Annotated in this window: 19 protein-coding genes and 1 rRNA gene; 10 read left to right on the forward strand and 10 right to left on the reverse strand. The window is 41.0% G+C overall.

What is annotated here, in order from left to right; genetic code table 11:
* Together J7I93_RS20845 and J7I93_RS20850 are read right to left on the reverse strand one after the other, a co-directional pair.
* Positions 1 to 293 (reverse strand): 16S ribosomal RNA (locus tag J7I93_RS20845); the annotation flags it as partial.
* Between the two features lie 347 nt (positions 294 to 640).
* Entirely contained in the window at positions 641 to 1,579 is a 939-nt protein-coding gene (locus J7I93_RS20850; protein WP_214728156.1) for an alpha/beta hydrolase, read from the reverse strand.
* Positions 1,580 to 1,716: 137 nt separating this feature from the next.
* Here J7I93_RS20850 and J7I93_RS20855 point away from each other — a divergent pair, with 137 nt between their 5' ends.
* The gene (locus tag J7I93_RS20855; protein WP_214728158.1) at positions 1,717 to 2,052 is read left to right on the forward strand and encodes a hypothetical protein; all 336 of its coding nucleotides are present in this window, start codon (positions 1,717 to 1,719) and stop codon (positions 2,050 to 2,052) included.
* Between the two features lie 346 nt (positions 2,053 to 2,398).
* Here the strand turns inward: J7I93_RS20855 and J7I93_RS20860 are convergent, their stop codons facing one another.
* Complete coding sequence (locus tag J7I93_RS20860; RefSeq protein WP_483297146.1) at positions 2,399 to 2,728, reverse strand: winged helix-turn-helix transcriptional regulator; 330 nt, start codon at positions 2,726 to 2,728, stop codon at positions 2,399 to 2,401.
* 297 nt (positions 2,729 to 3,025) lie between these two features.
* Here J7I93_RS20860 and J7I93_RS20865 point away from each other — a divergent pair, with 297 nt between their 5' ends.
* The 4 genes from J7I93_RS20865 (at position 3,026) to J7I93_RS20880 (ending at position 6,296) form a co-directional block, all read left to right on the forward strand.
* Positions 3,026 to 4,222 (forward strand): MFS transporter, encoded by a 1,197-nt coding sequence (locus tag J7I93_RS20865; RefSeq protein WP_214728161.1) that lies wholly within the window; start codon positions 3,026 to 3,028, stop codon positions 4,220 to 4,222.
* Between the two features lie 18 nt (positions 4,223 to 4,240).
* Positions 4,241 to 5,074 (forward strand): aldo/keto reductase, encoded by an 834-nt coding sequence (locus J7I93_RS20870; protein ID WP_214728162.1) that lies wholly within the window; start codon positions 4,241 to 4,243, stop codon positions 5,072 to 5,074.
* A 241-nt stretch (positions 5,075 to 5,315) separates the two neighbouring features.
* The gene (locus J7I93_RS20875) at positions 5,316 to 5,780 is read left to right on the forward strand and encodes a hypothetical protein (RefSeq protein ID WP_214728163.1); all 465 of its coding nucleotides are present in this window, start codon (positions 5,316 to 5,318) and stop codon (positions 5,778 to 5,780) included.
* A gap of 3 nt (positions 5,781 to 5,783) precedes the next feature.
* Positions 5,784 to 6,296: a hypothetical protein gene (locus J7I93_RS20880; RefSeq protein ID WP_214728164.1), complete on the forward strand. Its 513-nt coding sequence runs from the start codon at positions 5,784 to 5,786 to the stop codon at positions 6,294 to 6,296.
* Between the two features lie 89 nt (positions 6,297 to 6,385).
* On the opposite strand, the gene J7I93_RS20885 is transcribed toward J7I93_RS20880, so the two are convergent.
* Positions 6,386 to 8,011, reverse strand: a complete 1,626-nt coding sequence (locus J7I93_RS20885) for an ATP-binding protein (RefSeq protein WP_214728165.1) — start codon at positions 8,009 to 8,011, stop codon at positions 6,386 to 6,388.
* Between the two features lie 681 nt (positions 8,012 to 8,692).
* Between J7I93_RS20885 and J7I93_RS20890 the strand changes: the two genes are divergently transcribed.
* The gene (locus tag J7I93_RS20890) at positions 8,693 to 9,145 is read left to right on the forward strand and encodes a DUF305 domain-containing protein (RefSeq protein ID WP_214728166.1); all 453 of its coding nucleotides are present in this window, start codon (positions 8,693 to 8,695) and stop codon (positions 9,143 to 9,145) included.
* A 50-nt stretch (positions 9,146 to 9,195) separates the two neighbouring features.
* Here J7I93_RS20890 and J7I93_RS20895 read toward each other — a convergent pair whose 3' ends face one another.
* Complete coding sequence (locus J7I93_RS20895; protein WP_214728168.1) at positions 9,196 to 9,537, reverse strand: zinc ribbon domain-containing protein YjdM; 342 nt, start codon at positions 9,535 to 9,537, stop codon at positions 9,196 to 9,198.
* Between the two features lie 708 nt (positions 9,538 to 10,245).
* Here J7I93_RS20895 and ahpC point away from each other — a divergent pair.
* Together ahpC and ahpF are read left to right on the forward strand one after the other, a co-directional pair.
* Entirely contained in the window at positions 10,246 to 10,809 is a 564-nt protein-coding gene (gene ahpC, locus J7I93_RS20900; RefSeq protein WP_214728170.1) for an alkyl hydroperoxide reductase subunit C, read from the forward strand.
* Between the two features lie 14 nt (positions 10,810 to 10,823).
* Positions 10,824 to 12,353: an alkyl hydroperoxide reductase subunit F gene (gene ahpF / locus J7I93_RS20905; protein ID WP_214728172.1), complete on the forward strand. Its 1,530-nt coding sequence runs from the start codon at positions 10,824 to 10,826 to the stop codon at positions 12,351 to 12,353.
* Positions 12,354 to 12,492: 139 nt separating this feature from the next.
* Here ahpF and J7I93_RS20910 read toward each other — a convergent pair whose 3' ends face one another.
* Entirely contained in the window at positions 12,493 to 12,825 is a 333-nt protein-coding gene (locus J7I93_RS20910; RefSeq protein WP_214728174.1) for an S-Ena type endospore appendage, read from the reverse strand.
* Between the two features lie 390 nt (positions 12,826 to 13,215).
* Positions 13,216 to 14,715 (reverse strand): malate:quinone oxidoreductase, encoded by a 1,500-nt coding sequence (locus tag J7I93_RS20915; RefSeq protein WP_214728177.1) that lies wholly within the window; start codon positions 14,713 to 14,715, stop codon positions 13,216 to 13,218.
* Between the two features lie 642 nt (positions 14,716 to 15,357).
* Here J7I93_RS20915 and J7I93_RS20920 point away from each other — a divergent pair.
* On the forward strand, positions 15,358 to 15,690 hold the full coding sequence (locus tag J7I93_RS20920; RefSeq protein ID WP_214728179.1) for a hypothetical protein: 333 nt from the start codon (positions 15,358 to 15,360) through the stop codon (positions 15,688 to 15,690).
* Positions 15,691 to 16,344: 654 nt separating this feature from the next.
* Here the strand turns inward: J7I93_RS20920 and yeiL are convergent.
* On the reverse strand, positions 16,345 to 17,016 hold the full coding sequence (yeiL, locus tag J7I93_RS20925; protein ID WP_214728181.1) for a transcriptional regulator YeiL: 672 nt from the start codon (positions 17,014 to 17,016) through the stop codon (positions 16,345 to 16,347).
* A gap of 83 nt (positions 17,017 to 17,099) precedes the next feature.
* Here yeiL and J7I93_RS20930 point away from each other — a divergent pair, with 83 nt between their 5' ends.
* Positions 17,100 to 18,302, forward strand: a complete 1,203-nt coding sequence (locus tag J7I93_RS20930; protein WP_214728183.1) for an MFS transporter — start codon at positions 17,100 to 17,102, stop codon at positions 18,300 to 18,302.
* 395 nt (positions 18,303 to 18,697) lie between these two features.
* Here the strand turns inward: J7I93_RS20930 and J7I93_RS20935 are convergent, their stop codons facing one another.
* Together J7I93_RS20935 and J7I93_RS20940 are read right to left on the reverse strand one after the other, a co-directional pair.
* Positions 18,698 to 19,360, reverse strand: a complete 663-nt coding sequence (locus tag J7I93_RS20935; protein WP_214728185.1) for a BlaI/MecI/CopY family transcriptional regulator — start codon at positions 19,358 to 19,360, stop codon at positions 18,698 to 18,700.
* Positions 19,361 to 19,630: 270 nt separating this feature from the next.
* Complete coding sequence (locus J7I93_RS20940; RefSeq protein WP_214728187.1) at positions 19,631 to 20,092, reverse strand: hypothetical protein; 462 nt, start codon at positions 20,090 to 20,092, stop codon at positions 19,631 to 19,633.
* Positions 20,093 to 20,443: the final 351 nt, after the last annotated feature.

Below are 20,443 nucleotides of genomic sequence, written 5' to 3' on the forward strand. Positions count from 1 at the left end.
ACGCATCGTTGCCTTGGTGAGCCGTTACCTCACCAACTAGCTAATGCGCCGCGGGCCCATCTGTAAGTGATAGCCGAAACCATCTTTCAGCTTTCCCTCATGTGAGGGAAAGAATTATCCGGTATTAGCTCCGGTTTCCCGAAGTTATCCCAGTCTTACAGGCAGGTTGCCCACGTGTTACTCACCCGTCCGCCGCTGACTTCAGGGAGCAAGCTCCCATCCGTCCGCTCGACTTGCATGTATTAGGCACGCCGCCAGCGTTCGTCCTGAGCCAGGATCAAACTCTCCATATAAGAGTTGATTAAGCTCATAAGTTGTCTTTTCAAAAAAGACTAAATAATTAACGTTGACGTTTCTGCTTTGTTTAGTTTTCAAAGAACTATTTTGTTGAGCTTCTTTCGAAGTGACAACGAAATTCATTGTATCATCTTCTCGAGGAGAAGTCAACCTCATTTTTCATCTTTTTTCTGTTTGATATTCAACAGATTAAAAATTTTTTGTTGCCGATAAGTAATTGCCTCTTAGCGACAAAAACTATCTTACTATAATTTGATAGATAAAGTCAACACCTAAAATAAAAAAAGTGCATGCCCCATTAATTTCTAAAAAATATTAACAGAGCACACACCTTTTCTTCTATTTATAAGATATATTTCTCTGCCCACTTCTTAATTATAGACAGCATCTCTGGACTCAGCGGTTTAGTAAGACTTTCTTTATAAATAGATTTAAGCTTAATCATAGATACAGGCTCTTCCTGATCTCTTAGAAGATGATTCATATCCCTTACATTATAGCCCTCTGCAGGTCCATTTACCTTTTCAGCAAAAAGGTGCACATGATTAGGCTCAACCTGGACATCTTTATTCCCGGTAATCGCTAGCACCGGACAAGTAATAGCAGCTAAATCCTCTTCCATTTCATATTGAAAATGCTCCCGTGCCCACTTCGCGTTAATCTTTGTTAAACCTTTTTTCATTACCGTCTCATCCGACTCCACCATCTCATCGAATAACTTCTTCTGTTTGGAAGCTGTCGTTTTATGAACCTTTAACGCACGAAGGAGCATACCGATAAATCCTTTCATTTCGGTTACTTCCTCCTCAAGCTGTTTGGTCTGGAATTCAGAAGCCTTCCGCACATTATCTGCCTGCCCCGCCAGCAGAATGATGCCTGCTGCGTTTACCTGCTTATTAATGGGAGGAATCAGCGAGCATCCCTCGCTATGCCCGAGCAGAAAAATTCTATCTGAATCAATTTCCGGAAGCTCACGGGCTGCTTTTACAGCTGCTACACCGTCACTAACCAAATCCAACATCCCTGTTTCATAAAAATCTCCGCCGCTCTCACCTGCTCCCCGTTTGTCATATCTAAGTACCGCCACCCCGATTGAGGCAAAGAATTCAGCCAGCATTTTATATGCATTCATCTTCATTTGTTTTACATTGGCATCCCGGTCAACCGGGCCCGATCCATGGAGAATGACGACGAGCGGCGGTTTCCCTTCAAATTTCTCCGGGAGGCTTACCGTTCCCTTTAAAGTAATATCCGTTTTAAACTGAATGTCACGTTCTTTCATATATAGCACCCCAAACTATGCTTTTTATGATAAGACGCTTAAGCGGAAAAATCGTTCAGTTGTTTATTTCTAATTCAATATAAATTTTTAAGGCAATACTAAAGGCAAATCTTAAATGTTTTTAGGAGGGAAATACTATGCCACGGAAATCTGCATCTGCAGCAGCCAGCGAAGAGGAACAGAATGAAAAGGGTACTCAAGTACCATCGCCCCCCAACGAAAAAAATAAAGATGAACTCGGCAATCTTAATCGTATGTTAGCTGCTGTCTTAGAATATTTGTCTGATGATGAAGTAGAAGAAATTGATATTGAATACCTCCTTACTCATACGGAGGGCCTTCGGGAATGGTGGGATCAATACCGGGAAAATAACAAAAAACAGATAGAAGAAGAAATAAAAAAATCCCTCGGTTCGCTGTCCCTGGAGGAACTCGAGAGTATCCGCGAACAGATAAAAGAGAAAAACAAGTAATCACTGCAGTCCTTTTTAAGAAAAATGCTTATGATTACTCAAGCTAAGGGGGCTAAATGAAGCAAAAACCCAAATGATTATTTTATTAATTGGCGTTATAGTAATCTATTTTTTTCCTATTCGGCATTCGGCTCATAGGGTATTTTTCATCTATAAGCGAAAAAGGGCTCCGGCGACGGAGTGCGGGATGCTGAGTTTATATTAAGCACAATATAGACCATTTCGTTTTTTATTCTTATCCCTTTTGCGGTTCCTTTAGCAATTTTTATCTATCAAGGCTTTAAGAATCAATAAAATAAACAAAAAAAGGACCCGCATGCCATTTGCAAACGAGTCCTTTTTCATTTTACTGTTCCACAAGCTCCCCTCCTGTCAATTCTATATGCCCTTCACCCCAGTTACACATAGCATCCAGAATTGGGCGGAGTGACCACCCGTAATCTGTTAATGAATAGATAACCTTCGGAGGAACCTGATCATAAACAGTTCGATTTACAACACCATCAGCTTCAAGCTCACGCAGCTGCTGGGTAAGCATTTTTTGGGTAATTCCAGGCATCAGCCTTTTTAATTCGCTTGTCCTCTTCTCTCCTTTAATCAAATGGCACATGATAACGACTTTCCACTTTCCCCCGATTACATCGAGTGTCGCTTCTACCGGAATATTGTAAGCCATCTTCATTCCTCCCTTTATATCACATAGGCACCTTAAAGTACCTGCATTACTTTAAAGTGCGTACTATTCATTTCATCACATGCCATCCATAATAGCATAAGGAAGCACGAAACGTAATGGTGAAATTGACCATAGGGTACTTTTTAGTGCCTATATCACTTTAAAGTACGTACTATTCACTTTATCTTTTATGCTTCATAATGACATTCATCAAGGCGGCATAACCAAATTTGAAAGGCGCCAGGTTATGAGGCCTTCTCTTCATCAACTTTTTTAGATATAAGGAGGATCACTCATATGAGTTCCATTGCCATAAATACGCAAAAAGAAAAAAGCGGTACACCTGCCCTGCTTGCACTGGCAATCAGTGCATTCGGAATTGGCACCACAGAATTTGTGCCTGTCGGTTTATTGTCTACCCTGTCCAATGATTTAGGAATTTCAATTACCCTTGCCGGCTTATTGATTTCGGGCTATGCAGTTGGTGTCGCCATAGGGGCACCAATCCTGACTGCTTTGACCAGTAAAATGAGCCGCAAATCTTTGCTCATGTCATTAATGATTTTATTTATCATCGGGAATTCTGTTGCAGCCATGTCCTCGTCTTTTAGCCTTTTGCTAATAGCACGCTTTATCACAGCTTTTTCACACGGAATCTTCTTCTCCATCGGCTCAACCATTGCCGCTGATTTAGTTCCTGAGAACAAACGGGCCAGTGCGATTGCCTTTATGTTCACCGGTTTAACCGTTGCGACTGTTACCGGCGTTCCTCTGGGAACTTTTATCGGCCAAATGTTCGGCTGGAGAGCTACTTTCTGGGGAGTGGCACTGCTTGGTGTAGTCGGGATTATTTCTAGTGCCATCCTGGTACCAAAAAACCTGAAAGAAGCACCTCTATCCAAGTTCAGTGAACAGCTGAAAATTTTGCGCAGCGGCAAACTCCTTTTAGCCTTTGGCATCACTGCCTTGGGATACGGAGGAACCTTTGTTGCATTTACCTATTTGACTCCACTTCTTGAAGACGTAACAGGCTTCAGCCCTAAATGGGTCAGCATCATATTGCTTGCTTACGGCATTGCGGTTGCCTTTGGAAATGTCATTGGCGGAAAAGCTTCTGATAAAAATCCCTTAAAGGCTCTGTTCTGGATGTTCGCCATGCAAGCCCTTATTCTTGTACTGCTAACCTTTGCAGCACCATATAAAGCACTAGGTCTTATCGTTATTTTCTTAATGGGCTTATTCGCGTTCATGAATGTGCCCGGCCTTCAAATTCTTGTTGTGAACCTGGCTGAGAAATATGTCCCATCTGCTGTAAACGTCGCTTCTGCCTTAAACATTGCAGCCTTTAACATCGGAATCGCCATCGGTTCTTTTGCCGGCGGCCTCATCGTCGACTCCATCGGGCTTATTCACACACCTTGGATCGGCGCAGTGATGGTATTAGGGGCCGTAGTTTTGACCGGCTTACTGAGAAAGCTTGAGAAAACCAACTAATTAAAGGAGTGTTTTGAAATGAATCAATTATCTTTAACAAGCACAGTTACACTTGCAAATGGAGTAAAAATGCCTAAGATTGGACTGGGCGTGTTTAAAGTAGAAAAAGAAGATGAGCTTTTAACTGCGGTTAATGCAGCCATTGAAACGGGCTACCGCAGCATTGACACAGCATCCATTTATGGAAACGAAGAATGGGTAGGCAAAGCCATTCGCCAGTCAGGGCTTAAGAGAGAAGAACTTTTTATCACATCAAAAGTGTGGAATGCTGACCAGGGCTATGAAGAAACACTACAGGCATTTAACACTTCTATGGTGAAAATGGGATTGGACTTCCTGGAACTTTATTTAATCCATTGGCCTGTCGAAGGAAAATATGCTGACACTTGGAGAGCGCTTGAGCAGTTGTATTGGGAAGGCAAAATAAAAGCGATTGGCGTCAGCAACTTTCAGGTGCATCATCTGGAAGAGTTATTAAAAACAGCAGAAATCAAACCAATGATTAATCAAATTGAACTGCATCCCAAATTATCACAAAAAGAAATCTGCTCGTTCGCTGCCCGGCATGACATGCAGATTGAAGCATGGGCACCATTAATGCAAGGCGGATTATTTGAAAACGAAGTCCTGAACGGACTCGCTAAAAAACATGGAAAATCCATTGCTCAAATTATTTTAAGGTGGCATCTGCAAAACGATATAATCATTATTCCTAAATCGACAAAGCCTTATCGGATCAAAGAAAATGCCGACTTATTTGGGTTTGAGCTATCTGCTGAAGACATCAGTCTTATCGATTCCTTAAATGAGGATCTACGTGTAGGACCTGATCCAAATCATTTTGATTTCTAAAAAAAATACAAAACCCCTTAGACTTATAGAAAAAGACGGGACGCACTCACAGCGGCTCGTCTTTTTTCTCATTATGAGTATAGGCTTTTCTTTAGATTTCTGTTTTTTACTACAAACTTTACGAATAGTGCCAAATTTATAAGATTACTTAATAAATCACTTAATATTGAACAAGATAAGTGTAACTCGGAAAGATAATATGAGAGCGGATAGATTAAGGTCTTACAAGGGAGTTCATTCCATGATTTTCTTTCTTTACTTCGTGATCAATATGGCCGTATTGTTCCTTTTTATAAAGAAAAAGAAGCACTTGCATATACTGGAAATTCTCGTATATTGGATGGTTAGCTCCTACCTATTTCAAAACCTTTCAGCACTTTGCTACATGAACTTTAAAACCTTAATCATCCCCGAAAAGTTAAGCTATGAATTCGCCCATTTTCTCAACCGAATCGTGCTTTTTCCTGCCATCATGGTGTTGTTTCTTTCTTATTTCCTTAGTCTGAGAACATTCAAAAGAAAGCTCTTGTTAATCTTGTTTTTCCTATTCATACTTGGCGGTTTGGAATGGATGGGACATTTAACAGGCGTTCTAATTCATGTAAATTGGAAACTTTGGTGGTCATTTGCCTTTTGGCTTGTTTCCTTGCTTCTATTAATTGGATTTATGAAGTTTTTCAGGAAGATTCTTTATAGAGGAGGCTAGTTTATGAATGTTACCTTTGATTGGAATGAGTGGTACTTCATCATAACGTCTGCACTCATTATTCTATTGTTTTTACCCATTCGAAGGTATTTTCCTCCTGCATTGGTGACGATTATCTGGGTTTATAATGTCGCATTAGTTGCCACTATTGATTACTTTCTTCTTGCCACACCTTTTCAGCTGTATATATTTGGGGATAACCCTACCTATGAACTTTCCGGTGCGCTCTTTCACTTTTTTATGTATCCTTGTTCTGCCCTCCTGTTTTTATTTGGCTATGATCGCTGGGAACTCTATGGAAAGAAAACAGTTTGGTACATTCTTTGCTGGAGCGCGTTTTCGATATTTTTTGAATGGCTGACTGTAAAGAATCATGCTCTAACCTATACAGGCTGGAAGCTTTTTTATTCCATTCCCGTTTATCCGGCTGCAGCCGTCATGCTGATTCTAGTATTTCGATTTTCCAAAAAGAAGCTTATGGACCCGGAGCTGGAAGCATCACCAAAAGTGTATTAAGAAAGCAGGAGGCATTAGCGCCCCCTGCTTATTCCAACTTGGATAATGTCCTCAGAATACTATATACAAACTACAATATAGAACTTACTTCAACTCGCCAGCGGCAGCACAATCTCTATCCTCGTGCCCTCATTCACTTTGCTTTGATAAGAGATTCTTCCATTATGCTGTTTGATAATTTTATGGCAGATCATCAGCCCAAGCCCTGTTCCCTTTTCTTTCAAGGTATAAAAAGGCTCACCCAAACGCGGCAGCAGCTCTTCCGGAATGCCGCAGCCCTGGTCTTGAACAGAAACCACACACTCCCCTTCTGCACCATGGCGCAGATCAATTTGAATAACCCCGCCATCACGCATAGCTTCCATGGCATTCTTAAAAATATTCAGAAATACCTGTTTGATTTGGTTTTTTTCGCATGTGATAAAAAAATTCGCCGCCTCAAAGGCCATACTAAATTGAATGGCGTTCATATTGGCCTGCGGAGACAGCAGTTCAACTGTGTTCTCAACAATTTCCCGCAAATCAGCACGGTTCATCTGGATCGCCTGCGGTTTTCCAAGCGATAGCATTTCGCTTGTGATATTTTCAATACGCTCAAGTTCATCTAACAGTAAATCACTATATTCAATTTGGCTGTTTTCACTTTTATAAAGCTGCACGAAACCTTTGATGGTTGTGAGCGGGTTCCGGATTTCATGCGCTACTCCAGCTGCCAGCTCTCCAACGATGGATAGCTTTTCTGATTGCAAAAGAAACTCCTCAGCTTTTTTGCGTTCAGAAATATCACGGCTAATCATGACAATATGCTCAACCTCTTGGCTCTCACCCATAACAGGCATGCAGCGCGATTCAAATTCAATCCAGTGCCCCTCCTGGTGCTTCAGACGGAACTCCATCGAAATGGCCTCATTGTCTTCAAATATCTTTTTCAGATTGGCCAGAAACATATCTACATCTTCCGGATAGACAATTTCGCCAATTTCCATCGTTTCTAAATCAGGTCCTTTATACCCCAGAACAAGTTCATGAGACGGAGAGAAATAACTTAACGTTCGATCCTGATCAAGCACTGCTATGAGATCTGATGTATTCTCGGCAATCAGCCGGTATTTAGATTCACTTTCCTCCAGCGTCTTTTCCATCTTCTTTTTTTCCGCTATGATTCGAAGCAGCCTTTCATAGGACTCGATCTGCAAGCTTCCAATCAAAACGCCGAACGTCACAAACACTAAATACTGGAGGTGAAAAATAAGATCATCCCGGAAAACGTTAAAAATGATTGGTACAGTCATAACGTAGATAACCAAGTAGGCGACATAAAAAATGGCCATTTTTCTAACTGGTTTAACGTGTGGACTATTTTTATGGATTGCTGTAAAAACAATCATAATAATGATCCAGCCCACAATGGCAGGCAGCCAATTTTCACTGGCCATAAGTCTGGAAACCAAGGCAAAACTGCCGGCTATGAAACCTGCACCTGGACCCAAATATGAAAATACCAATATTAGAATGGCATATCGGATATCATAAGCATAACCCTGTTCATTAAATGAAAGGCCAACGAGCACAGAGGACACGATTCCTGCATATAAACCGCCCCAAAGCCGCATCTGTTTAATCGGCTTAAGGTTGATAAACGAACGGATGACTAAGGGAGTACTGACCAGTAATGAAAAAATGGAGAGATTAACAATATAGTCCAAAAGAAACAATAGGATCCCTCCTATTTTTTTCAGTTTTAATTACTCAATATTCTATCTTTATCATAAACCAGAGATGGTACTGCCGCCACAACTATTTTAGCTTCCTAAAGATGATGTCTCCCTTTGCTATAGCAGGACTTTTCTATCATCCATGGAAATAACGTTACAGATAGTAGAAAGAAGCAGCACAAACGCATGTCATTATTAATAGAAATGATTCAAAATATTATTGAGAATTCGAAAGAAGCAATCATCTTCCCCAAGATACCGGCCTGATCAGCTTTATTAAAATCAAGGGCATCGTTAACCTGGAATTCGGAATTGCCTGGTGGTTCCCTAAGCAAAACACAGCCGCTCTCGAATTAATATTCTAATAAAGGAGCCAGTTCCCGTTTACAGGAGCTGGCTCCTTTTCTATTTTTATTTTCGTTTGAACCCTGCATAATTGGGGAATTCGAAATAATACACGCTATCGTATATTTTTAAAGCTTTGTTAAAGCTTATTGTGGTATCGGCGCCATGTCCGATTGAAGCGGAAGACCCGATAAAAAGCATTCGTTGGGTATTTAAACGTGGATGCTTATTCAAATTCCAGCGGGCGCTTACGAAGCTCCCCCGCCCGCCCACGGGTCGCCGAGCAGAATCAGATAGCAAGTTTAACAGTACTAAGATACAACAAGGAGGATGATCATGAAGCAATATGGAAAATTCCTGGCTATGATTGCCGTTTCTACTTTTATTATGTATTGGCTTATGTTCTTGAACGTATTCCAATTTGATCATGTTTTTTACAGCCAAACGCGTGTGTTCATGGCATTGATTATGGGATCTGTGATGGCAGTCGTGATGCTGCTGTTCATGTGGAAAATGTACAAAAATACAAAAATAAATGCGCTGATACTTGCCGGTAGTGCACTGGTGTTCGCCGTTTCGCTTTGGCTGGTGCGCAGCCAAACAACAGTGGATGATACCGGCTGGATGAAAGCGATGATCCCGCACCACTCGATCGCCATTCTTACAAGTGAACGCGCCAACATTGAAGACCCGCGTGCACAAAAGCTTGCTGACGAAATTATCAAAGCACAGCGCAAAGAAATTACCGAGATGAAGAAGTTGATAAAGGATCTTGAAGACGAACAGTAATATTTCCCCCATAAAAACAGCCAGTCCCCCAACGGAACTGGCTGTTTTTATTACACCTTTTTCACAAACTCGGACTTCAGCTTCATCGCACCAAAGCCGTCGATTTTACAATCAATATCATGATCGCCATCAACCAGGCGGATATTTTTAACTTTCGTTCCGATCTTAATAACGGAAGAAGATCCTTTCACTTTAAGATCTTTAATGACAGTCACTGTATCCCCATCATTCAGTATGTTCCCATTTGAATCCTTAATCACCTTTTCTTCTTCATGGTTCACAGCTTCGGACTCCCCTGTCCACTCATGCGCACACTCCGGACATACAAATAGTGCTCCGTCTTCATATGTATACTCTGAATTACACTTTGGGCAATTTGGCAATTTAGACATATCCCTCTTCCTCCGCATTCTATAGTTATGTTCACCCTATTATAAATATACAGCTCGCTTTTGATAAGCCTTCACGGCAAAAAAGAGCATGCACATGGCAGCTTTTTGGAAAAATTATTGTAAAATCCGTTTGGATATTTGCCGCTGCTTTCAGTCATAGCATTAGTAACCGTTTATTCAATCAAACATTTGATTGAACTCGTTATCTGTTCGCCGGGATTCAAAATAATTGGAGAAGAATAAGAATTGGTATTGGTTCAAATGGGAATTATAGATAAATGGTGACCTATGCCTTAGTTATAGCCCAAAACATCTTAAATCGAATTCGTCGGAAACTCACGCATCAAAATCATATTCTCAATTATAAACTTAAAAATCCAATTAGTTGAGATTGGAGAGGACAACAACAGGGTATTCAAGGAGAGATAGTATTATTCTGTTAAATAGGCATCCCCCTGCCTGTTTGCAGCTCTCCTCTTCCATGTAGAGTAGGTTTCATTTTTTTCTTGCTGTGCCTTTATTACTACTGCCAGCTTGCTATTAAAGATTTTTACCCTAATTCAAAAATGAAGCTACATTTTCACAGCTTATCCCTTGACAAAAAATCTAACCTATATGATAATGATTACCGAATTAGAATTATTATTAAATAGTTCGCTGTTTAATTAATAATCATATCACTCAAACATTTTAAGGAGGAATTTTATCATGGCATTAATCGGCAAAGAAGTACTACCATTCTCAGCAAAAGCTTACCATAACGGTGATTTCATCGACGTTTCAGAAGAAAACTTCAAAGGCAAATGGAGCGTAGTTTGCTTCTACCCTGCAGACTTCACATTCGTATGCCCTACTGAATTAGAAGACCTTCAAAACGAATATGCAACATTAAAAGATATGGGAGCTGAAGTTTATTCTGTATCAACTGATACACACTTCACTCACAAAGCTTGGCACGATAACTCAGAAACAATCGGAAAGATCGAATACGTTATGATTGGTGATCCTAACCAAAGACTTTCCCGCAACTTTGATGTTCTGAACGAAGAAGATGGACTAGCTGAACGCGGAACATTCATTATTGATCCAGATGGCATCATCCAAACTGTTGAAATCAACGCTGGCGGCATCGGCCGTGACGCAAGCCAGGTTGTAAGCAAGCTTAAAGCAGCTCAATATGTACGCAACAACCCAGGTGAAGTTTGCCCGGCTAAGTGGAAAGAAGGATCTGAAACACTTAAGCCAAGCCTTGACCTTGTAGGTAAAATCTAAGGAGCAGGATAATCATGTTACTTGATGCAGATATAAAAGCACAATTAGCTCAATATCTTCAAATGCTGGAGGGCGATATCCTTCTAAAAGTCAGCGCGGGATCTGATAAAGTATCCAGCGACATGCTGGCTTTAGTGGATGAATTGTCTTCCATGTCCTCCCGCATTAAAGTTGAGCGCGTTGAATTGCAGAGAACGCCAAGCTTTAGTGTAAATCGACCTGGAGAGAACACTGGCATCACATTTGCCGGCATCCCTCTTGGCCATGAGTTTACTTCCTTAGTGCTTGCTCTGCTTCAAGTTAGCGGTAGAGCACCTAAGGTTGACCAAAAAGTCATTGACCAGGTGAAAACCATTCAGGGAGATTATCATTTCGAGACTTATGTCAGCCTAAGCTGCCATAACTGTCCTGATGTGGTACAAGCGCTAAACGTCATGAGCGTTCTAAATCCTAATATTACACACACCATGATCGATGGCGCAGCTTACAAAGAGGAAGTTGACGCTAAAGAAATCATGGCAGTGCCAACTGTATTCCTAAATGGGGAAGAATTCGGCAGCGGCCGCATGAGCCTTGAAGAAATTCTAGCCAAAATGGGAACTGGCCCTGACGCATCAGAATTCGCTAATAAAGACCCATATGACGTACTTGTCGTCGGCGGCGGACCGGCGGGTGCCAGTGCAGCCATTTATGCAGCACGTAAAGGAATCCGCACTGGAATCGTTGCTGAACGCTTTGGCGGACAGGTTATGGATACATTGGGCATCGAAAACTTTATCAGCGTGAAGCACACAGAAGGTCCTAAGCTTGTCGCCAGCCTTGAAGAACACGTGAAAGATTATGGCATTGATGTCATGAACCTGCAGCGTGCCAAGAGCTTAGCGAAGAAAGACCTTGTTGAGATCGAACTTGAAAACGGTGCTATTCTGAAGAGTAAATCCGTCATTCTTTCAACTGGTGCACGCTGGAGAAATGTGAACGTACCAGGCGAAGCTGAATTCAAAAACAAAGGTGTAGCTTACTGCCCTCACTGTGACGGTCCATTGTTCGAAGGCAAAGACGTAGCTGTTATCGGCGGCGGTAACTCCGGCGTAGAAGCAGCCATCGACCTTGCTGGAATTGTAAACCATGTAACCGTTATTGAATTCAATCCGGAACTGAAAGCTGATGCTGTTCTGCAAGAGCGACTGAACAGCCTGCCGAATGTAACGGTTGTCACAAATGCTCAAACAACAGAAATCACCGGCACTGACAAAGTAAACGGTATTTCATACATGGATCGTGAAACAGAAAAGCTTCACCACGTTGAACTGCAGGGTGTCTTCGTCCAAATCGGCCTCGTTCCGAACACGGACTGGTTAGGCGACAAGATTGAACGCACTCGCTTTGGCGAAATCGTTGTCGACAAACAAGGCGCTACCAACATCCCTGGCGTATTTGCTGCAGGAGACTGTACTGACAGTGCTTACAAGCAAATCATCATCTCCATGGGATCCGGTGCAACTGCAGCTCTCGGAGCCTTTGACTATCTGATCCGAAACTAGGTTTGACGTATCAAAACGTTTACCTTTTCAAACGTTTTGCGCGCTGCCCTCCAATCACATAAAAAGCCGCTTCTGCGTTTGGCAGGAGCGGCTTTTCTTATGCATGCGAAATTCAATCAAACGTTTGATTGATCATCGATTACGTCAACACACGTCTATAAAGGATGATACAATACGTCCCGCTGGCACCTTCAGCACCAAGAATCTCCAGGCTGGTTGGATTGTCTACTGTGTAAGACATCGTCTGCCCAGGAAGTGGGGGTATCCGATCTTGCCCATTAATCCTTACTCCCGGTGTTGCAGTGCTATTTGCAGAATTGAACACCTGAAATACACCGGCAAGGTATGTTCCCGCAGGCGCGGACCAAATAGGATTATTTACAGAACCGCCACTATAATTCCCGCATATCTTCTCCTGAAAAACCTGTGCAGGCGGACAGCAGCCACAGTTAAATTCATTAGAATTACACATTCTATACACCTCTTTTTTTATAATTGGCTTGTACATGTCGTTCAGTACTATAGAATGCTTTATCCTTCAATCCTGTCCCGGCGGAAGTCCAAAAAATATAACTATTTTTCAGCCTAGTGATATGCAGGGGCATTAGTGCATATAGGATATTGTTTTGAGATTTTCTATCATTGCTTTGGTTACTGTATTTTGTTTTTACATAGATATCACTTGTAAGAAAAAACGGAGGAAGAGGTACGGAATGATAGACTAAACCACATCCTCTCTATCTGTAAAAGATGAAAAAAAGAACCTTCAATCCAAGAAAACAGATCAAAGGTTCTATACTTTATATCTATTAATAACTCAATTCTACTTTGCTTTTATCTGTTTATTTCATTCTCTTCAGAATTAACTATAGACCAATTCTTGTTTGCTTAGACCAAGCGTCTGCGCTGTTGAAGAGTTAATCTCTTGGAATAGCTCTGGATTTTGCACCAGTGACACGCCATAAGAAGGAACCATTTCTTTTATTTTCGGTTCCCACTTAAACATATGCTGCGGGAAGCATTTTTCCAATAGTTCAAGCATAACGTGAACCGCAGTGGAAGCACCCGGAGATGCGCCAAGCAATGCAGCGACCGAGCCATCTTCGGCACTTACAATTTCCGTACCAAACTGAAGTGTTCCTTTACCGGCTTCGGTATCCTTGATCACTTGCACACGCTGGCCTGCTACTACTATACTCCAATCCTCGCTTTTAGCATTTGGGATAAATTCGCGCAATTCTTCCAGACGCTTCTCATTCGATAACATAACCTGCTCGATCAGGTATTTTGTCAATGCCATCTCTTTTACGCCTGCTGCGAGCATAGTGATGACATTATTCGGCTTTACAGAACCTATTAAATCCAGATTTGAGCCCGTTTTTAAAAACTTTGGTGAAAAGCCGGCAAATGGTCCAAACAGTAAGGTTTTTTTGTTGTCGATATATCTTGTATCAAGATGAGGGACAGACATTGGAGGAGCTCCAACCTTAGCTTTACCATATACCTTTGCATGATGCTGCTCTATGACTTCCGGATTGTTGCATGCCAAAAATAGTCCGCTTACCGGGAATCCGCCAATATGCTTTGACTCAGGAATACCGGTTTTTTGCAGTAAAGGCAGACTTCCGCCCCCGCCGCCGATAAAAACGAACTTTGCCGTATGATATTCGATCTTACCGCTGTCGATATCCTTCACTTTCACTTCCCACATACCGTCGCTGGTACGTTTAAAGTCTTCCACACTATGCTTGTAGTTGACCTCTACATTTTTGCTCTCCAAGTGCTCAAAAAGCAAGCGGGTTAAAGCGCCAAAATTGACATCCGTTCCTGAGTCGATTTTTGTAGCCGCTATCGGTTCATCCGATGTACGACCTTCCATGATGAGCGGGACCCATTCCTTCAGCTTCTCAGGATCCTCGGAAAATTCCATCCCTTGAAACAGGGGATTGGCTGACAACGCTTCCATTCGCTTTTTCAAGAACGTAACATTCTCTTCCCCCTGCACTAAACTCATATGAGGGAGTGGCATAATAAACTCCTGTGGATTGCGAATGAGATTGCTCTTTACAAGATAAGACCAAAACTGTCTTGAAAGCTGAAACTGTTCATTAATTTTTATCGCCTTGCTAATATCAACGGATCCGTCAGATTTCTCAGGTGTATAGTTAAGCTCGCACAGCGCAGCATGGCCCGTACCTGCATTATTCCATTCGTTAGAGCTTTCTTCTCCTGCTTTGGCGAGTTTCTCGAACACTTTGATTTCCCATTCCGGTGATAACTCTTTCAGTATAGATCCCAAAGTCGCACTCATGACTCCGGCACCAATTAAGATAACGTCTGTTTTATTCTGTACGTTGCTCATGATAACCTTCCTTATCCTCTATATTTGAGTATACTTAGGTGTCACAAAAAGCAAGGCGCCACCTAGGAAAACGCCTTTTCTATTTCTATTATCTCTATTTTATATTACCCATACCATAATCTATTATAATGACTTATAGACTAAAACATCTACCATTATCTAATAATTATAAACTATTTAAAGCAGTTTAAAAAGTGAGAAATCCGTCCATAGGGGGCAGAAACAGACAAGAACCAAGACCTTAACTAAGTTTCTTGCAGGGTTAAGGCTTTCGTTTACTGGTATCAGTGAACCAAAATATTCTATTAAAAGAACACCGCCGTATGATAGGAACACGCACCTTTTTTTAGATATTAGATTTATTCTAGTTAGCCAGCACAAGCAGTTCTTATAGCTCTTTAATAAAATAGAATATAAGTTCATTTTAATTTAGGAGGTGTAATGATAATGGAGTTCTGTCCATATTGCGGCTTTCGCGACAGCTTATGTCGCTGCTCCTCTTCCTATGGGCAAAATCATAAGTACTCACCAGGCACTAGTAACACTTCAACCTGGTACGATGAAAATGATTTAGATTCCGCTAGACCCGAGCCAGAAAGCTATAAGAATACAACAAAAATGAAAGAAAGGAGTGCTTATAAAATGAGTGATAAAGCTACTTGCTCCCGCTGTCAGTCCAACCCTTGCTGCTGTACAATAAATAATAACCCTGTTAACACAAATACATTCAACCCGGTAATCAATATAACCACAGGATCAACTGAACCTCCCGCCACCGCAAACAACGCTCTAATTGGCCTAAATACTACTACCCCGGTACAGCCAAATACACCAATTCCTTTAGATACAAACCAATTAATAAATGGAAGCGCCATTTCACATGCTTCGCCATCCCCTATTATTAATCTGGCACCAAACCAAACCTACCTTGTCGATACTCAGTGTATGGAACTGCCCCGCAGGGAAGCGGATTAAATGCTGCTCTCCGTTTAAATGGAACGACAATTATACCATTTAGCGAAGCAACGAATGATTTTAACTTTGTTTCACCTACCGGGTTTCCAATGGGAGCATCTGGGGGCGCCATTTTTAATACGACAGGCAACAACCCCAATACACTTGAAGTAATGAATCTAGCGCCCACAGGCCCAACAATCTTCGTTAGTAATCCCCCCTTCTTTAGAGCGGTAAGTTTGAGAATAGTTAAACTATCTTAGTCTAAAATCCCTCTTGGCTTTAGCGCCCGCCTTATTCAGGACAGGCGCCAACCATTTTTAAGAATCACTCCCTGCATAACTTGGATAAAAATGTAAATCTTTTTCAACTAAACACCCTATACGCAGAGAAATTTGATTATCTGCAGAGAAAATATTTTATAAGCAGAGAAATTGCTGCTATACGCAGAGAAATTGCTGCTATACGCAGAGAAATATTTTTATACGCAGAGAAACTCAGTAAACAGGATAGAATCAGCCGCGTAGAAAACGAAAAATCTAATTTTCAAAGATTTCCTCTCCCTATTACAGTAAAACTCGTAGTTTTACACAAAAAAGGACGCTATCCCAGCAGCATCCTCTCAAAAATAGTGCCTGTCCCCACCTACTTTATGGGGACAGGCACTTTTGTTCGCTATTTATTCATCAGTTTCCCAGCAAGTTCAGTTAATGCACTGTGCTCCTGAATCCGGTAGTGTCGCCCTTCCTTTTGCAAATACCCTTTTTCGCAAAATTGCGTCAGCACATACAATAAGTGGCGATAGGAGACGCCTAAAAAGTCACAAACGGTTACATGTTTTTCCTTATAAACCTCTCCATCAGCTGTTTGCAAAATAAAATCCGCAAGCCGGTTTTCAAGCGGGAAGGCAAGACTTTGAGAATACTTTGCGGCCATTTGTGTTGCTTTTAAGCTTAAAAACTTGGTTAGTTCACGCAGAAATTTTGCATCATCCAGCATTTGTTTGCGGCAGCGATGAAAAGGAATCGCAAAACAAATTGTCTTTGTAGAGGTTTGGATTCCTTTTGTATAGTAAATTTGATGTAATAATTCCATTTCCCCTATATAATCATTCGCATTAACAAAATTAATTAAGGAAACCTTTCCATTTTGATGTGTCACATAAATTTTGGCTTTGCCTTCAATGACATAAAATAAAAAATCCGGCCGCATGCCTTCTTGAATAATCCATTCATTGCGTTTATATTCACGCACCTCTATAAACTCTTCAATCGGAAAAGAGAATAAATGCCCAATCGAGTGTACCTCTATATAGCGTTGCCTTTTCTCGTTTTTATAAATTTCCATAGCTCGCCGCCTCAATAATAGGAGATATCTCATATTATCGTACGTATCTCCATGGTATTATGCAAATATTAGGAGGATACAGTATGAACACACAACGCTGGATGAGCACACAGTTTTTTAGTTTCTTTATGACATGGGGGATTTTTCTGCCCTATTGGACAGGCTGGATTATTTATGCAAAAGGATTTACCGTTACAGAAGCCAGTTTGATTATGAGTTTAGGGTTAGTTGCACGAGGCCTTTCTACATTATTTGCCTTTCCATATTTATCGAGTAAATTCAGCAGTAAAACCCTATTAAATGGGATGGCAATCGGCACGGTGATTTCTCTTCTAAGTTGTATTCCGGCGGACTCCTTTGCCAGCTTACTTGCGGCAACGTTATTTTTGCACTTCTTTTACCCATCGTTGATGCCTGCATTGGATAGTGCTGCTGGCGTACTTGTACAGAATAAGCAATTAAAACATTACGGGAAGAGCCGCTCCTGGGGGTCCATCGGGTTTGTCGTGAGCGGCTTAATCTTAACTTTCTTTACAGGGGCGCTTGGTGATGAAGTGATTTTATGGGCATTGTTACTCGGCGCATTGGTATTCATGTCTCTTTGCCTTATGCCCGCACCTGATGCATTATCTGAAAAACCAAAAGCGGATCAAACAAAAAAAGGCGGCATGCTGAAATTATTTCGCATCAAACACTTTGGTTTGGTGCTCATCATAGTCATTCTGCTGCAGGCGGCACACGCTTCTTACTACAGCTATGGCTATCTATTTTTACAAGAAATTCATGCACCCAAATATTTAATTGGCGTGATTATTAACATAGCCGTGATTGCAGAGATCCTTTTCTTTGCCATCGCAGATCGAACCTTTCAAAAATTTTCTGTTGGCTCTTTACTGGCACTAGCAGCACTGGGTTCAACTGTGCGCTGGATACTAGTATTCGCCTTTCCAAATGTCATTTTGTTTTCCATCGCCCAAACATTGCATGCCTTCTCGTTTGCGCTGGGGCACTATGCCTTTATGAAATTCTTATTCAAAAATATTCCACATGCTCAGATTCCAAACGCACAAGGAATATACTCAGCGCTGGCACTTAGCTGGAGCACAGCGGTGTTCACCCTTTTCGGTGGCTATTTATACGAAATTGAACCCCGATACGCATTTATCGGGATGATTATCTGTACCATTCCATCAATGCTTCTTGCCCTTGTTTATCGGAGAATGGATCATAAAGTGGTTGAACAACCGAAAATATATCAAAAGCTGAATAGTAAAATAAGCGTGTGACTATAAATGGTTACACGCTTTTTCGTTTTACTAGTTCCGTTTACTTACGATACGGTTCAGCGTAATGCATCAAAATGAGATTCTCCTGGACTTAGAATAACAAATACGCGAATACAGATATTAGAATACCCTTCGTGCGACGGATCTTTATCTCATATCTCTTCATTAAGAAGGCTTGTCCTTACTCGAGTAACCAGCGAAATAAAATAAGCGGAGTTTTTTCGGTTAAATGGAGAATGGAGCACGTTTCGGGGTGAATAAGCGGAGGCTTTCCGGTTATGTGAAACAAAGTCCCCTATTTTCGCAATTTTTGAGGCAATAGGCGGAATCTCTCCTTCTATTTAAGCTATTTTCAATACTATTTACTAACTAAGCGGAATTTTTCCGTCTATTTATCAGACCGGATGCTTAACCTCATTCCCCAGCCGATAAGAGCGGATCCTCATGGTCCCAGTTGCAGGAATCAACATATTTTTATCTACTAGTTGAGAAAGTACTTTTTTTACCGTCTTGTCACTTAGCTTCAAATATTTCTGAACTTCTAAAGGGAATATGGCTTCTCTTTTTCGAATTGCTAGCCGAAGCACTTCCTTTTCGACAAATGACAGAGAGGTCTGGTCCAGTTCATCACCCAGCCATCGGCCAATCACTTGCTGGACAATCTGTTGGCTCCGACGAGGCTTCTCTTTAACCTGGTCATAAGAAAAGCGGATTACGGTCCATCCGTCAATCACCAACTGATTTTGACGTTCTAGACTGTCTGAAAATTGCCACCTGCTTATGTTCTTCAGGTGAGGGCCATATCCGTCGATTTCAAAGCATATCCGAATTGCGGGACGAATATAAGCAAAGTCCAGATATCTTTTGCCATCCTTGAAATCATTGACTTCATATTCCGGATGAAGGTAGCGGAAATGGTAAAATAAAGGCCACCATACTTGCTTCAAAAACATTCTTTCAGCTTGGCTGTGACCTTCTTGTAAGCGCCGCAACCTTTCACCTGCTCTTGCCTGCAAGTGAGCATTCATAAAGGTCTGATATTCTCCTTCAAATCCCACTGCATCTATCCTCCTATCCAATGGTATTTCATGCCTTATCTAAATGAGCAGTGCCTACAGAGCAGGATATGAGGTCCATCCATATTGCCAAAATTTCCAACAAGAAATGCAAACAGAATTGGTCTGGAATCCACCTGTCTAACAGCTCTGAACAGCCAACAAAGGAAAATCAAAATTCAGTGGACAACCCACAAAAATTAAACAATTGAAAACCTCCATCCGCAACATCTTCTGCTATTAATTCTTGTTATTATCTTCGAAGATTAATACCTATTCCTCAATCGGAACCATAAAATCAAAATCAGGAACTCCATACTTCGCAAACATCTTTTCTCGATACTCTTCAAATGACAAATAAAAATTTTCAGGCGGGTTGCCAAATAGTATTGTAAATACTTCGTTTTCGTGAGAAATTAAGTAACTTTTTTCTTGGTTAACATTGTTGTCATTTACTTTTGCTTTCAATTCTTCTAATAATTCGTTAGTTAGGCTGGAATTTAATATTATCTTTTCCTGACTTCCGTCTTTATTCACTAATATAAATATACCGTGACCTTCAATTTTCTCTTCCTTGTATTCAATATTGTCTTTGGTATATTTCTCAATTGTTTTGGTGTAATTAAATCCACATCTCAAACAAAAGATGAACTTTTCATCAGTTTTATAATAATCATCTTCAAATGCAGAACGCCCACAACAAGGGCATTCAATAGCATACAAAATCGATGCCATGAATGAATCATCTCCATTATCTAGTCATTTGAACTTCGGACAATCTTTAAAATTAGGGAGTGTTAATACGAGTGAAGAGAAGGTGTTTTAATGTGGCTTCAATTGGAAAAAGAAAAAGGCAGATAAAGACATGCGGAGTAGCTAATATAAAGAGCATATTTAAAGAAGAAGGTGAGGATAGAACTATTTTTAGTTTAATAGAATTCTAAATTTTGTCAATCTATTTTCTCTATATTTCGACAATATCATTCTTATCATTTCTATTTCCGTTAAAATATTAGGTGCCTGACCACCGGCACTCTAAAGCGGTAGGTTAGTGGGGGTCAGGCACACTGGCCTTGCATCTGTTGA

It is taken from the genome of Bacillus sp. ISL-47, assembly GCF_018613175.1.
In the GTDB taxonomy this organism is placed as follows: domain Bacteria; phylum Bacillota; class Bacilli; order Bacillales; family Cytobacillaceae; genus Cytobacillus.

Coding starts and splice junctions, on each gene's coding strand:
- J7I93_RS20850 (WP_214728156.1), bottom strand. CDS start 1,579: ATGAAAGAACGTGACATTCAGTTTAAAACGGATATTACTTTAAAGGGA.
- J7I93_RS20855 (WP_214728158.1), top strand. CDS start 1,717: ATGCCACGGAAATCTGCATCTGCAGCAGCCAGCGAAGAGGAACAGAAT.
- J7I93_RS20860 (WP_483297146.1), bottom strand. CDS start 2,728: ATGGCTTACAATATTCCGGTAGAAGCGACACTCGATGTAATCGGGGGA.
- J7I93_RS20865 (WP_214728161.1), top strand. CDS start 3,026: ATGAGTTCCATTGCCATAAATACGCAAAAAGAAAAAAGCGGTACACCT.
- J7I93_RS20870 (WP_214728162.1), top strand. CDS start 4,241: ATGAATCAATTATCTTTAACAAGCACAGTTACACTTGCAAATGGAGTA.
- J7I93_RS20875 (WP_214728163.1), top strand. CDS start 5,316: ATGATTTTCTTTCTTTACTTCGTGATCAATATGGCCGTATTGTTCCTT.
- J7I93_RS20880 (WP_214728164.1), top strand. CDS start 5,784: ATGAATGTTACCTTTGATTGGAATGAGTGGTACTTCATCATAACGTCT.
- J7I93_RS20890 (WP_214728166.1), top strand. CDS start 8,693: ATGAAGCAATATGGAAAATTCCTGGCTATGATTGCCGTTTCTACTTTT.
- J7I93_RS20895 (WP_214728168.1), bottom strand. CDS start 9,537: ATGTCTAAATTGCCAAATTGCCCAAAGTGTAATTCAGAGTATACATAT.
- ahpC (WP_214728170.1), top strand. CDS start 10,246: ATGGCATTAATCGGCAAAGAAGTACTACCATTCTCAGCAAAAGCTTAC.
- ahpF (WP_214728172.1), top strand. CDS start 10,824: ATGTTACTTGATGCAGATATAAAAGCACAATTAGCTCAATATCTTCAA.
- J7I93_RS20910 (WP_214728174.1), bottom strand. CDS start 12,825: ATGTGTAATTCTAATGAATTTAACTGTGGCTGCTGTCCGCCTGCACAG.
- J7I93_RS20915 (WP_214728177.1), bottom strand. CDS start 14,715: ATGAGCAACGTACAGAATAAAACAGACGTTATCTTAATTGGTGCCGGA.
- J7I93_RS20920 (WP_214728179.1), top strand. CDS start 15,358: ATGAGTGATAAAGCTACTTGCTCCCGCTGTCAGTCCAACCCTTGCTGC.
- yeiL (WP_214728181.1), bottom strand. CDS start 17,016: ATGGAAATTTATAAAAACGAGAAAAGGCAACGCTATATAGAGGTACAC.
- J7I93_RS20930 (WP_214728183.1), top strand. CDS start 17,100: ATGAACACACAACGCTGGATGAGCACACAGTTTTTTAGTTTCTTTATG.
- J7I93_RS20940 (WP_214728187.1), bottom strand. CDS start 20,092: ATGGCATCGATTTTGTATGCTATTGAATGCCCTTGTTGTGGGCGTTCT.